This window comes from Streptomyces sp. NPDC053673, assembly GCF_055585225.1.
In genome coordinates this window covers 89,555-103,360 of record NZ_JBVJKN010000019.1, presented here as the reverse complement: position 1 = coordinate 103,360, position 13,806 = coordinate 89,555, and the positions used below count along the sequence as shown (strand labels likewise).

Genomic DNA, 13,806 nt, shown 5'->3' with positions numbered 1-13,806 from the left:
CATGAGAGCCACGGGCCACGCCTTCTTCCCGCCCCCGCCCCCGTCCGCCATCCTCCTGTGCCATGAGTAGACCCGTGATGAGCATGAAAGGCCGCGGGATCCTTCGCCGCGCCCGGACCTGGCCGCTCGCCCTCGGCCTCGTCGCCGCCCTCACCTGGAGCACCGGAAGCGCACCCGCCGGGGCCGGACCCTCCGACACCGGGCTCAAGGGCGCCATCGACACGATCCTCGCCGACTCCCGGATGGCGGGCGGCGCCGCGAGCGTCGTCATCGCCGACGCCACCACCGGGGAGCGGCTCTACGAACGCGCGGGCGGCGACCGGCTGATGCCCGCGTCCAACACCAAGCTCGCGACCTCCACCGCCGCGATGGCGCTCCTCGGACCCGACTACCGGTTCCGTACGGACGTCCTGTCCACCGGCCGCCGCCAAGGCTCCACCCTGTACGGAGATCTCTACCTCCGCGGCACCGGCGACCCCACCACGCTCGCCACCGACTACGGCCGGCTCGCCGAACAGCTGCGCGCCTCGGGCATCCGCAGGGTCACGGGCCGTCTCGTCGCCGACGACACCCGCTTCGACACCAACCGCCTGGGCCGTTCCTGGGCGGCCGACGACGAATCCTCGTACTACTCCGCGCAGATCTCGCCGCTGACCGTCGCGCCCGACACCGACTACGACGCCGGTACGGTCATCGTCGAAGCCCTCCCCGGCGCCGCGCCCGGAGACAAGCCGCGGGTGAAGATCACTCCGCCGACCGACTACGTACGTGCCGACATCCGGGGCACCACCGTCCCCGCCGGACAGACCGACACCCTCGCCATCGAGCGCGAACACGGCGCCAACACCCTTGTCATCAGCGGCGACATCCCGGTCGGGGCATCCGCGACCAAGGAGTGGATCACCGTCTGGGAGCCGACCGGCTACGCCGCCGCCGTGTTCGCCGACGCGCTCACCGAGCACGGTGTACGGGTCTCGGGCACCCCGCGGCTCGGCCGGCCCACCCCGGCCGGAGCGGCGGTCCTCGCGACGCACAGCTCCATGCCGCTGAAGGAGCTGATGCTCCCCTTCATGAAGCTGTCGAACAACATGCACGCCGAGGCCCTGACCAAGACGATCGGATACGAGACCGCCGGACGCGGAACCTGGAGCGCGGGCCTCGCCACCATCGACGGCTATCTGAAGAAGGAAGGCGTGAACGCGGCGCAGCTCCGCCAGGTCGACGGCTCGGGTCTGTCCCGGATGAACGTCTTCCCCGCCGACCAGCTCGCCCGTCTCCTGCTGGCCGTCCGCGACGCGCCCTGGTACGCCGACTGGTACGCCTCACTGCCCGTCGCCTGCAACCCCGACCGCGCCGTCGGCGGCACCCTGCGCACCCGCATGTGCAACACCCCGGCCGCCCTCAACACCCGTGCCAAGACGGGCTCATTGACCGGCGCCTCAGCCCTCTCCGGGTACGTCACCGACGCCGGCGGCCGCGAACTCGTCTACAGCATCGTCCTCAACAACTACCTCGCCTCCTCCGTGAAGAGCATCGAGGACGCGATCGTGGTGACCCTGGCCAAGTCCGACACGGCCGATGGCACGATCGCCGCCGTGCCGGTTCCGCGCCTGCGGGGCGGCGCACCTGAGGCGCCCGCCGAACTCGAATGCGCTTGGCAGAAGCCGAAGTTCTGCTGAAGCCGGTGGCCCGGACCGTACGGTGGACGCGGTCCGGGCCGTGATACGCCCGCTCGTGACCGCGGAACACAAAAGGGGCTGCCCCGGACCTGAAGGTCCGGGGCAGCCCCTCTACGCGTTCCGAACGCTTACGCGTCCTTCGACAGGTTCGGTCCGGTGCTGCCGCCCGCGGCCGACTCGATCGGCGGGACGTCCGGCAGGGCCGACTTCTCCTCACCGCGGAAGGTGAACTTCTTCTCCTCACCCTCGCCCTCGGTGTCGACGACCACGATGTGACCGGGGCGGAGCTCGCCGAAGAGGATCTTCTCCGACAGCACGTCCTCGATCTCGCGCTGGATCGTCCGGCGCAGCGGACGGGCGCCCAGCACGGGGTCGTAGCCCTTCTTCGCCAGGAGCGACTTGGCGGTCGAGCTGAGCTCGATGCCCATGTCGCGGTCCTTCAGCCGCTCGTCCACCTTGGCGATCATGAGGTCGACGATCTGGATGATGTCGTCCTCGGTCAGCTGGTGGAAGACGACCGTGTCGTCGACACGGTTCAGGAACTCCGGCCGGAAGTGCTGCTTCAGCTCTTCGTTGACCTTCGCCTTCATCCGCTCGTAGCCGGACTTGACGTCGCCCTGGGCGGCGAAGCCCAGGTTGAAGCCCTTGGAGATGTCCCGGGTCCCGAGGTTGGTCGTCATGATGATGACCGTGTTCTTGAAGTCCACGACCCGGCCCTGGGAATCGGTCAGGCGACCGTCCTCCAGGATCTGGAGAAGGGAATTGAAGATATCGGGGTGGGCCTTCTCGACCTCGTCGAAGAGGACGACGGAGAACGGCTTCCGGCGCACCTTCTCGGTGAGCTGGCCGCCCTCTTCGTAGCCCACGTATCCGGGCGGGGAACCGAAGAGGCGGGAAACCGTGTGCTTCTCGCTGAACTCCGACATGTCGAGGGAGATCAGCGCGTCCTCGTCGCCGAAGAGGAATTCGGCGAGCGTCTTGGAGAGCTCGGTCTTACCGACGCCGGACGGGCCGGCAAAGATGAACGAGCCACCGGGGCGCTTCGGGTCCTTCAGACCGGCGCGGGTACGCCGGATCGCCTGGGACAGCGCCTTGATGGCGTCCTTCTGACCGATGACGCGCTTGTGGAGCTCGTCCTCCATACGGAGCAGACGGGAGGACTCCTCCTCCGTCAGCTTGAAGACCGGGATACCGGTGGCCGTGGCGAGGACCTCGGCGATCAGCTCGCCGTCGACCTCGGCGACGACATCCATGTCGCCGGCCTTCCACTCCTTCTCCCGCTTGGCCTTCGCCGCCAGCAGCTGCTTCTCCTTGTCGCGGAGGGAAGCTGCCTTCTCGAAGTCCTGGGAGTCGATCGCGGACTCCTTGTCCCGGCGGACACCGGCGATCTTCTCGTCGAACTCGCGGAGGTCCGGCGGCGCGGTCATCCGGCGGATACGCATCCGGGAGCCGGCCTCGTCGATCAGGTCGATCGCCTTGTCCGGGAGGAAGCGGTCCGAGATGTACCGGTCGGCCAGGGTCGCGGCCTGGACGAGGGCCTCGTCGGTGATGGAGACCCGGTGGTGGGCCTCGTAGCGGTCGCGCAGGCCCTTGAGGATCTCGATGGTGTGCGGCAGCGACGGCTCCGCGACCTGGATGGGCTGGAAGCGGCGCTCCAGGGCCGCGTCCTTCTCCAGGTGCTTGCGGTACTCGTCGAGCGTCGTCGCACCGATGGTCTGCAGCTCACCCCGGGCCAGCATCGGCTTGAGGATCGAGGCTGCGTCGATCGCGCCCTCGGCGGCGCCCGCACCCACCAGGGTGTGGAGCTCGTCGATGAACAGGATGATGTCGCCGCGGGTGCGGATCTCCTTGAGCACCTTCTTCAGGCGCTCCTCGAAGTCACCGCGGTAACGGGAACCGGCGACCAGCGCGCCCAGGTCCAGGGTGTAGAGGTGCTTGTCCTTGAGGGTCTCGGGCACCTCGCCCTTGACGATGGCCTGCGCCAGGCCCTCGACGACCGCCGTCTTGCCGACGCCGGGCTCGCCGATGAGCACCGGGTTGTTCTTGGTCCGGCGGGACAGCACCTGCATGACCCGCTCGATCTCCTTCTCGCGCCCGATGACCGGGTCGAGCTTGGACTCACGAGCGGCCTGGGTGAGATTCCGGCCGAACTGGTCGAGGACGAGGGAGGTCGAAGGCGTGCCCTCGGCCGGGCCGCCTGCCGTGGCGGCTTCCTTGCCCTGGTAACCGGAAAGCAGCTGGATGACCTGCTGCCGCACCCGGTTGAGATCGGCGCCGAGCTTCACGAGGACCTGGGCCGCGACGCCCTCGCCCTCGCGGATCAGGCCGAGCAGGATGTGCTCCGTGCCGATGTAGTTGTGGCCCAGCTGAAGAGCCTCTCGGAGCGACAGCTCCAGGACCTTCTTGGCACGGGGGGTGAAGGGAATGTGCCCGGACGGGGCCTGCTGGCCCTGGCCGATGATCTCCTCCACCTGCTGGCGGACCGCCTCGAGCGAAATCCCGAGGCTCTCCAGGGCCTTAGCGGCGACACCCTCACCCTCGTGGATAAGGCCCAGGAGGATGTGCTCGGTGCCGATGTAGTTGTGGTTGAGCATCCGGGCTTCTTCCTGAGCCAGGACGACAACCCGCCGCGCGCGGTCGGTGAACCTCTCGAACATCGTTAATCGCTCCTCAGAGCGGTCAGTCAGTTAGGGGTCGATCCCCTCCCTGTCCTTCCGCAGCTTAGTCCCGCAAGCGGGGACCGCTCATTCCAACTGCCGACACCCGTCGATGGCCTCCTGCCCCGAACGCCGACAACAGCCCTAACTTGATGGTGCGAGACGATGTTCCCGCAGGCCAGGCAGATACCCGCGCCATCTGTACGCCGATGGCGAACGTGAGACTCCAAACCATGCGTGTCGCCCGTCCCCACTAGGGATGTCTTACCCGTTAGCAGTGACACTCCATGCGGCGCACGCCGGTTCCCTCCGCTACGGGCGAACACCCTTGCGCTACCGGTTCACCCCGCACCGCCCCTTTCGGCCACTCTGGGCAACCATGCCCCGACGGTGCGTAACTATCGGGTGGGCTCGGGAGTTCCCGGGGTATGGCCTTCACTCTCCTGTCACCCCGCATGCCGCTCGACGGCGGCACCGCGCGGTGGTACGAGCACGAGCTCGGGTGGGCGACGGGCGACGGGCCGCCGGTGCAGCTGCTCACCGGGCTGCGGTTCGATGTGCTCGAGCTGCCGGCCGACGCGGGCTTCGCGCTGCTGAAGCGCTACGAACGGACCGGGCCGGTCGCCCTCGCGGGGAGCAGGATGCGGCTGCTGGTGGCCGCCGGCGGCGCGGAAGAGCTGCCGGGGCTGCTGGACTGGCTGGAGTGGGGCGGGATCGGCCTCGATCTGACGGCCCTCGGCCCGGGCGGCTCGATGGCCGCGCCGGCGCCACCGGGACGCGCCGTCCCTCTTGCCCCACCTGTCCCCCAAGGGGCCGCTGTGTGGGTGCGGCCCCCGGAGCCGGGACACGAGGTGGAGCCGTCACTGCCCGCGTTCGCCCCTGTGGGGCGCAGCGCCGGACCCGGGGGCGGTGGGGGCACCCCCGACCTCGTACGGCTTGTGGACGCGGCGGCGAATGCCTGCCACCGGGCCCGTTTGGTGCGTACGAATGCGGCTGGGCCGCATGCGAATGCTCAGCCGTTGGCCTTCTCGTAAGCCTCGCGGATCTCGGCGGGAACACGACCGCGGTCGTTGACGCTGTAGCCGTTCTCCTTCGCCCACTTGCGGATCTCGGCAGTGTCCTTGTTGCCCGTCGCTGCGGCGACACGGCCCTTTCCACGGCCGGTCGCGGCACGACCGCCAGTACGCCTGCCGCCCTTGGTGTAGGGGTCGAGCAGGCCACGGAGCTTGTCCGCATTGGCGGTGGTGAGGTCGATCTCGTAGGTCTTGCCGTCCAGAGCGAACGTCACGGTCTCGTCCGCCTCGCCGCCGTCGAGGTCGTCGACAAGAAGGACCTGAACCTTCTGTGCCACCGGATTTCCTTTCATCGAAAATGCAGTACGCGGAAAGGAAACCGCTTTTCTCTGGAAAACACAAACCCCTGGCAGAGGTTCAGAACCCTGAGAACGCGGGAAACGTGCGCGATTCGGACATAGGGTTCCGCCGGGGGTTCAGTCCGGGGTTCAGTCCGGGGTTCAGTCCGGGGTTCAGTCCAGGGTTCCGTACGGGGTTCCGTACGGCTTCCCGTCGATGCGGCGATCACAGGTGCAGAAGCATCCGACTGTTGCCCAAGGTGTTCGGCTTCACTCGTTCGAGACCGAGGAACTCGGCGACGCCCTCGTCATAGGAACGCAGCAGCTCGCTGTAGACATCTCCGTCGACCGGAGTCTCACCGATCTCCACGAACCCGTGCTTCGCGAAGAAGTCGACTTCGAAGGTGAGGCAGAATACCCGGCGCACACCGAGCCAGCGGGCCGTGTGCAGCAGCTGTCCCAGCACCTGATGACCGACGCCGAAGCCGCGGCACTGGGGGTCAACGGCGAGAGTACGTACTTCCGCGAGGTCTTCCCACATGACGTGGAGCGCACCGCAGCCGACCACTCGCGTGTCCGTGTCGCGTTCCGCGACCCAGAACTCCTGGATGTCCTCGTAAAGCGTCACAGTGGCTTTGTCGAGCAGGATGCCTTCGCTCACGTAAGGGTCGACGAGACGGCGTACCGCCGCTACATCGCTGGTCCTGGCTCGCCGGACGGTGACGGCATTTGCTGCGGCATTGGGAAGCGGATGCGCTGACGACATGACCGGACGCTATCGCCCCGCTCCGTCCGCGCCCTCGGCGCCCTCGGTGTCCTGTTCGAGAGAACGTTCCTGGTGCACTTCGGGAGCGTCTTCCGCGGTGTCGCGCTGAACGACCCGGATCGCGTCCTGGAGTGCTTGGCGCTGCTCCGCCGACATCATCCCGAAGAAGGCGACAAGTGCCGCGGCGGGGTTGTCGCTCTTCGACCAGGCTTCGTTCATCAGTGCGGCCGAGTAGGCGGCCCTGGTGGAGACGGCGGTATATCGATAGGCGCGGCCTTCGACTTCCCTGCGCACCCAGCCCTTCTGATGGAGATTGTCCATTACGGTCATGACGGTGGTGTAGGCGATGGACCGTTCCTGCTGGAGATCTTCCAGGACTTCGCGCACGGTCACCGGGCGGTTCCATTGCCAGATGCGCGTCATGACGGCGTCTTCGAGCTCTCCCAATTGACGGGGCACATCGCCACCATAGTCGGAGATGTCTGAATGGCTGGTTATTGACGTAGTTCGGGTACTAAAAAGGACGTACGGCCGTATTGAGCCGTACGTCCTGGAAGAAGCCGGGACCAATCGGGCCCGAGCTGCCCGCGCCGCCGGCGTCAGGCCTCGGAGGGGCGGTCCGCCGGGGTGGACTGGCGGGCCGCCTCCGCGCGGGCGATCGCCGCGTCCACGGCGGCATCCTCCTTGGCCTTGTTCGGGCCGCCCTGACTCTTGACGATCGTCACGACGAGGCCGATGAAGAAGACGGCCATCACCACGGGGGGCAGGAGCGCGGATACGTAGTCCATGCCCTCCAGAGTAGCTATCCCGCGGCCCGCTTCTCCGACGGGGGCACGGGGCGTCGGCGTGGCGGGAAGACCTCACCCGGCGTGGGGATCGGGCGGTCCGGCCTCGGCGCGGGCGCGGGCCCGGGTTTCGGGGCCGCCGGGCGGGGCTCCGGCTTGTCGCCGGCGGCGGCCCGGCCGCCGGGGAGGGCCAGCAGCCGGACGCGCGAGGCCGGCGACGCGGCGGCAAGTGCGGCGCCACGGCCGTCGAGACGGGCTCGCACCGACTGCTCGGCCAGATCCTGGCAGCGCGCCAGCAGCGCGGCACCGACGGGCGTGCGGCGCAGGGAGCGCAGGGCCGCGAGGTCCTCGGGAGCGGGGTCGTACCCCGCGGCCAGGGCGTCCTGGAGAAGCTCCAGGTAGCCGGCGGCCGAGCCCGGGAGGGCATCTCGGTAGCGGGCCAGGTCGGCGAGGAGGAACGCGCGCAGCCGGCCCGCCTCACGGACGGCCTCGTCCACGGACTGGGCGAGTCGCAGGCAGTCCTGGACGACGTTCTCGCGGGGCTGGGCGGGGTTGAGGGCGATGGCGAGGGCGCGGCGGAGCACACGCAGTTCCTCCGCACTGAACGCCATGCCACCACGGGATCCGTATGGCGTGGGCATGGGCCGACAGTACGCGCTAATCCGACAAAATTCGTTTAACGTGACACCCGTGGCGCGGCGGCCGTCCGCCGTCATTCCCTGCGGCGCTCCGCACGGCTTCGGCGTCACATGCGCGAGACGTTCCGCTCGTACACCAGGCGCAGGCCGATCAGCGTCAGCCACGGCTCGTGCTCGTCGATCTCGGACGATTCGCCGAGCACCGTCGGAGCCAGACCACCGGTGGCGATCACGGTGACGTCGTCCGGTTCGTCCGCCAGCTCACGCTTCATGCGCCGGACGACGCCATCCACCTGGCCCGCGAAGCCGTACACGATGCCTGCCTGCATCGCCTCGACCGTGTTCTTGCCGATCACGCTGCGCGGGCGGGCCAGCTCGATCTTGCGCAGCTGGGCGCCCTTCACGCCGAGGGCTTCGACCGAGATCTCAATGCCGGGGGCGATGACACCGCCCGCGTACTCGCCACGCGCGCTGACCGCGTCGAAGGTCGTGGCCGTACCGAAGTCGACGACGATGGCAGGGCCACCGTAGAGCTCGACGGCCGCGACCGCGTTGATGATGCGGTCCGCGCCGACCTCCTTGGGGTTGTCCGTGAGGACGGGCACGCCCGTCTTGACGCCGGGCTCGACGAGGACGGCGGGGACATCCCCGTAGTAGCGGCGGGTCACCTCGCGCAGCTCGTGCAGCACCGAGGGAACGGTGGCGCAGATGGCGATGCCCTCGATGCCGTCGCCGAGCTCGTCGCCGAGCAGCGGGTGCATGCCCATCAGGCCGTTGAGCAGCACCGCGAGCTCGTCGGCGGTGCGGCGCGGGTCGGTGGAGACGCGCCAGTGCTCCACGATGTCCTCGCCGTCGAAGAGACCGAGGACGGTGTGGCTGTTGCCGACGTCGATGGTGAGCAGCATCAGTCCTGCGCCTCTCCGGCTTCCGGGGCGTCCCGCAGGTCGAGGCCGATGTCGAGGATCGCGGAGGAGTGGGTGAGCGCCCCGACCGCGAGGTAGTCGACGCCCGTTTCGGCGTACGCGCGGGCGTTGGCGAGCGTGAGCCGGCCGGAGGACTCCAGCACCGCGCGGTTCTTGACGAGGGCGACGGCCTCCTCGGTCTCCACCGGGGTGAAGTTGTCCAGCAGGATCAGATCGGCGCCGGCGTCCAGGACCTCGCGGACCTGGTGGAGGGTGTCGACCTCCACCTCGATGGCGAGATCCGGGGTGCCCATGGCCGCGAGCGTCTCCCGGACGGCCTTGAACGCCTGGGCGACGCCGCCCGCGGCGACGACATGGTTGTCCTTGACGAGGGCCGCGTCGGAGAGGGACATGCGGTGGTTGACGCCGCCGCCGCAGCGCACGGCGTACTTCTCCAGGGCACGCAGGCCGGGCGTCGTCTTGCGGGTGTCACGCACGCGCGCGTTGGTGCCTTCGAGGACATCGGCCCAGGCGCGGGTCGCGGTGGCGATGCCGGAGAGGCGGCACAGCAGGTTGAGGGCGCTGCGCTCGCCGGTGAGGAGGTCCCGGGTGCGGGTGGTGACGGAGAGGAGCTTCTGGCCCGCCTCGACACGGTCGCCGTCCTCGACGTGGCGCTCGACCGTGAACTCGTCGGTGCACACGATCGACAGGACGGCCTCGGCGACCCGGAGGCCCGCGACGACTCCGGACTCGCGCGCGGTGAAGTCACCGGTGGCGACCGCGTCCTCGGGGACGGTGGCGACGGTCGTCACATCGACGCCGCCGTCGAGGTCCTCCTCGATCGCGAGGTGCGCGATGTCCTCGACCTGGACGGGGTCGAGACCGGCCTCCGCGAGAAGCTCGGCGAGTGCCGGGTCGAGACCGCACTCGTACACCTCGTCGGCGCAGCCGCAGTCGTCGCCGCAGGCCGTCTCGTCGGCGGCGGGGGCGCCGATCTGGATCAGCGGTACGTCCACGGGCTCCGGACGTTCTTCGGGCGTGCTCACGGTTGCGACTCCCTGTCGGCGGTGGGGATGGCAGTGGGGATGGCGGTGGGGATCGGGGCGGGAACGGGGACGGTTGCGGGAAATGCTTCGGTGGGGGTGCGGTGTACGACGAGCCGCCGGTCGGCGGTGAGCCGTACGACGAGATGGCGGCGCCACTCCGCGTCGTCACGGTCGGGGTGGTCCTCGCGCCAGTGACAGCCGCGCGTCTCCGCGCGCTCGCGGGCGGCGGCGACGAGGACCCGGGAGACGAGCAGGAGGTTGGTGGCCTCCCAGGACTCCACGCCGGGCTCGGCGGCCTTGTCGAACTCGGCGCCCGGCTCCCCCTCGCCGGATCCCCCGGCGTGGGTGCCGGCAGCGAGGGTCTCCTCGGCGTCGCGCAGCGCGGACAGGTGCAGCGCCTCCAGTGCGTCCGCCGCGGCGTCGAGGCTCTCGGCGGAGCGGAGCACACCGGCGCCGTGCGTCATGATCCGCTGGATCTCGTGGCGCGCCTCGGGCACGAGCAGGGGTACACACCCGTCGGCGGGGGCCGCGGATGCGGGTGGCGCTGATGCGGGTGGCACGGCGTGCCCGGACGCGGGCGCCGAGGCGGGTGCGGGTGCGGTGGCCCGGTTCGCGGCAATGGTCTCGGCGATGCGCTCCGCGAAGACCAGACCTTCCAGGAGGGAGTTGGAGGCCAGGCGGTTGGCGCCGTGGACGCCGGTGCAGGCGACCTCGCCGCAGGCGTAGAGGCCGGGGACCGTCGTGCGGCCGTGGAGGTCCGTGCGGACGCCGCCCGAGGCGTAGTGGGCGGCGGGGGCGACCGGGATCGGCTCCCTGACCGGGTCGATGCCGTGGCTGCGGCAGGCCGTGAGGATCGTGGGGAAGCGGGTCTCCCACATTTCGGCGCCGAAGTGACGGGCGTCCAGGTACATGTGGTTGGCGCCCTGCTCCTGCATCCGGCGCATGATGCCCTTGGCCACGATGTCGCGCGGGGCGAGCTCGGCCAGCTCGTGCCGGCCCACCATGAAGCGGGCGCCGGACGCGTCGACGAGATGGGCGCCCTCTCCCCGTACCGCCTCGGAGACGAGGGGCTGCTGGCCCTCGGAGCCCGGGCCCAGGTACAGGACAGTCGGGTGGAACTGGACGAACTCGAGGTCGCTCACCTCGGCGCCCGCGCGCAGGGCGAGCGCCACTCCGTCGCCGGTGGACACCGACGGATTGGTGGTGGCGGAGAAGACCTGGCCCATGCCGCCGGTCGCCAGGACCACGGCCGGCGCGTGCACGGCGCCGACGCCGTCGTGCTGGCCCTCGCCCATGACGTGCAGGGTGATGCCGGCGGTGCGGCCGGTGTCGTCCGTCAGCAGGTCGAGCACCAGCGCGTGCTCGATGACGCGGATCGCGCCGTCGCGTATCGCCGTGGCCAGTGCGCGGGAGATCTCCGCGCCCGTCGCGTCGCCTCCCGCGTGGGCGATACGGCGCCGGTGGTGGCCGCCCTCGCGGGTGAGCGCGATGTCGCCCTCGGCGTCCGTGTCGAACCGGGCGCCCGTCAGGATCAGCCGTCGTACCGCGTCGGGGCCCTCGGTGACCAGCGTGCGTACGGCTTCCTCGTCGCACAGCCCGGCGCCCGCGACCAGGGTGTCGTCCAGATGCTGCTCGGGGGTGTCGCCCTCGCCGAGCGCCGCGGCGATACCGCCCTGCGCCCAGCGGGTGGAGCCGTCGTCGAGAAGTGCCTTGGTGACCACGACCGTACGGAGGCCGGCGGCCGTGCACCGCAGGGCCGCCGTCAGGCCCGCGACACCGGAGCCGACGACCACGACGTCGGCGTCGATGGCCCAGCCGGGAGCCGGAGCGTTCAGCCGTATACCGATGCTCGTCGCACCGCTGCTCGTCGTACCGGTGCTCATCACGAGGCAGCTCCGAAGGTCAGGGGGATGTTGTCGATCAGCCGCGTCGTGCCGACCCGCGCGGCGACGGCCATGATCGCCTCGCCGGCGTGGTCGTCGGGGACCTCGGTGAAGTCGGCCGGGTCGACCAGGGCCAGATAGTCGAGGGCGAGCGGCGGCGCCGCCTTTGCGGCCTCGTCGAGGACGGCCCGGGCCGCGGCGCGCACGGCGTCGGCGCCTCCGCCGGGCTGGGCGGCGGCCACCGCATGCGCGTCGGCGGCCGCGCGGGCCTCGCCGAGGGCGGAGAGGGCGGCGGCACGCGCGGTGGACGCGGGCGCGGACTCGGCGCGGGCCCGCAGAGCCTGCTGGGCTGCGAGCCGGTCGTGGGCCGCGAAGAGGGCCCGGGAGAGCGCGAGGGCGGTATCCCGCTCCGCGGGCGACAGGTAGCGGTTGCGGCTGGAGAGCGCCAGGCCGTCCGGCTCCCGCACGGTCGGTACGCCGACGATCTCCACCGGGAAGTTCAGATCGCGGACCATGCGGCGGATCAGGGCGAGCTGCTGGGCGTCCTTCTGGCCGTACAGCGCGACATCCGGGCGGGTGAGGTGCAGCAGCTTGGCGACGACCGTGAGCATGCCGTCGAAGTGGCCGGGGCGGGAGGCGCCCTCCAGGAGCTCGCCCATGGGGCCCGCGGAGATCCGGACCTGTGGCGCTCCGCCCGGGTACACCTCGTCCACGGACGGGGCGAACACGGCGTCGGCGCCCGCTTCTGCCGCGGTCTTCAGGTCCGCCTCAAGAGTGCGGGGGTAGCGGTCGAGGTCCTCGTGCGCCCCGAACTGCAGCGGGTTGACGAAGACCGTCACGACGACCTGGCCCATGGGACCGACGAGCGAACGGGCGGTGCGCACCAGGGTGGCGTGGCCTTCGTGAAGGGCGCCCATGGTCATGACGACAGCGCGTCGGGCGGGCGACGCCGGGGTGAGTGCGTGCAGCTCTGCGGCGGTGCGCAGCGTGGTGATCATCGGTCGTTCTCTCCGTCTGCTCCGTACGAGCCGTCTGCTCCGTTCGCTCCGCGCGAGCCCTGCGAACCGTCCGCAAGGACCTCGAGGAGATCCTCGGCGAGCTCCGGCTTGAGCAGGCCGTGCGCGAGGGCACGGTCCGCGGTCGTCCGGGCCATGGCCAGATAGCCGGCGACCGTACCCGGCGCGTGCTTGCGCAGCTCCGACACGTGCGCGGCGACGGTGCCGGCGTCGCCACGGGCAACGGGTCCGGTGAGCGCGGCGTCACCCGAGCGCAGTGCGTTGTCGAGGGCGGCGCCGAGGAGCGGGCCGAGCATCCGGTCGGGGGCGGAGACCCCGGCGGTGCGGAGCAGCTCCATGGACTGGGCAACAAGGGTGACCAGGTGGTTCGCACCGAGGGCGAGCGCTGCGTGGTAGAGCGGGCGGGCCTCTTCCTCGATCCACTCGGGCTCACCGCCCATCTCGATGACCAGGGCCTCGGCGGCGAGCCGCAGCTCCTCGGGGGCGGTCACCCCGAAGGAGCAGCCGGCCAGCCGCTGGACGTCGACGGACGTGCCCGTGAACGTCATGGCGGGGTGCAGTGCGAGCGGGAGCCCACCCGCGCGGCGGGCGGGGTCGAGGACCGCCGTGCCGTAGCGCCCCGAGGTGTGCACCAACAGCTGCCCCGGGCGGACTGCGCCCGTCTCGGCGAGGCCCTCGACCAGCCCGGGCAGGGCGTCGTCGGGAACGGTGAGGAGCACCAGCTCGGCTCGGGCGAGCACCTCGGCCGGGGGGACGATCGGCACGTCGGGCAGCAGCACGGCGGCGCGGCGCACGGATGCGTCGGAGACCCCGGAGACGGCGACCGGACGGTGTCCTGCGAGCTGCAGGGACGCGGCGAGAGCGGGGCCGACGCGGCCCGCCCCGACAACACCCACGGTGAGGCGGGCCGGACGGTCCTTGGGGTCGGCCGGCTCATGGGCCGGTGGTGTTGCTGGCGGTGGTGGTGCGTTCACGCGCGGCGGCCTTCCGTTCCAGTCCGCAGGGGGTACCGGACGATTCTTCGTCATGCTACGCCAGCGTTTCGGCGGACCTTCCGCTTGTCCACAGGCTGTGGAGGCGACA

The 13,806-nt window shown here is 70.5% G+C and carries 13 protein-coding genes; 2 read left to right on the top strand and 11 right to left on the bottom strand.

Translation table 11 applies throughout. The features are described 5' to 3' along the window. The first annotated feature begins 62 nt into the window (after positions 1-62). On the top strand, positions 63-1,679 hold the full coding sequence (gene dacB, locus ACZ6ZQ_RS25245) for a D-alanyl-D-alanine carboxypeptidase/D-alanyl-D-alanine endopeptidase (protein WP_469770774.1): 1,617 nt from the start codon (positions 63-65) through the stop codon (positions 1,677-1,679). A gap of 128 nt (positions 1,680-1,807) precedes the next feature. Here the strand turns inward: dacB and ACZ6ZQ_RS25240 are convergent, their stop codons facing one another. Beyond that, complete coding sequence (locus ACZ6ZQ_RS25240) at positions 1,808-4,336, bottom strand: ATP-dependent Clp protease ATP-binding subunit (protein ID WP_469770773.1); 2,529 nt, start codon at positions 4,334-4,336, stop codon at positions 1,808-1,810. Positions 4,337-4,764: 428 nt separating this feature from the next. Between ACZ6ZQ_RS25240 and ACZ6ZQ_RS25235 the strand changes: the two genes are divergently transcribed. After that, a complete protein-coding gene (locus tag ACZ6ZQ_RS25235) occupies positions 4,765-5,370 on the top strand; it encodes an SCO3374 family protein (RefSeq protein ID WP_469770772.1) in 606 nt (201 codons plus the stop codon). On the opposite strand, the gene ACZ6ZQ_RS25230 is transcribed toward ACZ6ZQ_RS25235, so the two are convergent. The 10 genes from ACZ6ZQ_RS25230 to ACZ6ZQ_RS25185 form a co-directional block, all read right to left on the bottom strand. Continuing rightward, positions 5,349-5,687 (bottom strand): histone-like nucleoid-structuring protein Lsr2, encoded by a 339-nt coding sequence (locus ACZ6ZQ_RS25230; RefSeq protein WP_469770771.1) that lies wholly within the window; start codon positions 5,685-5,687, stop codon positions 5,349-5,351. The two genes, ACZ6ZQ_RS25235 and ACZ6ZQ_RS25230, sit on opposite strands and share 22 nt — an antisense overlap. A 226-nt stretch (positions 5,688-5,913) precedes the next feature. Next, on the bottom strand, positions 5,914-6,453 hold the full coding sequence (locus tag ACZ6ZQ_RS25225; RefSeq protein ID WP_469770770.1) for an amino-acid N-acetyltransferase: 540 nt from the start codon (positions 6,451-6,453) through the stop codon (positions 5,914-5,916). A gap of 9 nt (positions 6,454-6,462) precedes the next feature. Continuing rightward, positions 6,463-6,912, bottom strand: a complete 450-nt coding sequence (locus ACZ6ZQ_RS25220; protein ID WP_469770769.1) for a BlaI/MecI/CopY family transcriptional regulator — start codon at positions 6,910-6,912, stop codon at positions 6,463-6,465. Between the two features lie 140 nt (positions 6,913-7,052). After that, positions 7,053-7,241 (bottom strand): hypothetical protein, encoded by a 189-nt coding sequence (locus tag ACZ6ZQ_RS25215; protein ID WP_469770768.1) that lies wholly within the window; start codon positions 7,239-7,241, stop codon positions 7,053-7,055. Between the two features lie 14 nt (positions 7,242-7,255). Beyond that, on the bottom strand, positions 7,256-7,849 hold the full coding sequence (locus ACZ6ZQ_RS25210) for a hypothetical protein (protein ID WP_469770812.1): 594 nt from the start codon (positions 7,847-7,849) through the stop codon (positions 7,256-7,258). 134 nt (positions 7,850-7,983) lie between these two features. Then, the gene (locus ACZ6ZQ_RS25205; protein WP_469770767.1) at positions 7,984-8,781 is read right to left on the bottom strand and encodes a type III pantothenate kinase; all 798 of its coding nucleotides are present in this window, start codon (positions 8,779-8,781) and stop codon (positions 7,984-7,986) included. Then, complete coding sequence (gene nadC, locus ACZ6ZQ_RS25200; RefSeq protein WP_469770766.1) at positions 8,781-9,824, bottom strand: carboxylating nicotinate-nucleotide diphosphorylase; 1,044 nt, start codon at positions 9,822-9,824, stop codon at positions 8,781-8,783. The genes ACZ6ZQ_RS25205 and nadC overlap by 1 nt, the downstream gene beginning before the upstream one ends. After that, the gene (locus ACZ6ZQ_RS25195; RefSeq protein WP_469770765.1) at positions 9,821-11,707 is read right to left on the bottom strand and encodes an L-aspartate oxidase; all 1,887 of its coding nucleotides are present in this window, start codon (positions 11,705-11,707) and stop codon (positions 9,821-9,823) included. The genes nadC and ACZ6ZQ_RS25195 overlap by 4 nt, the downstream gene beginning before the upstream one ends. Continuing rightward, positions 11,707-12,702, bottom strand: a complete 996-nt coding sequence (gene panC, locus ACZ6ZQ_RS25190) for a pantoate--beta-alanine ligase (RefSeq protein ID WP_469770811.1) — start codon at positions 12,700-12,702, stop codon at positions 11,707-11,709. The genes ACZ6ZQ_RS25195 and panC overlap by 1 nt, the downstream gene beginning before the upstream one ends. Further along, complete coding sequence (locus ACZ6ZQ_RS25185) at positions 12,702-13,697, bottom strand: Rossmann-like and DUF2520 domain-containing protein (protein ID WP_469770764.1); 996 nt, start codon at positions 13,695-13,697, stop codon at positions 12,702-12,704. The genes panC and ACZ6ZQ_RS25185 overlap by 1 nt, the downstream gene beginning before the upstream one ends. Between the last annotated feature and the right edge of the window lie 109 nt (positions 13,698-13,806).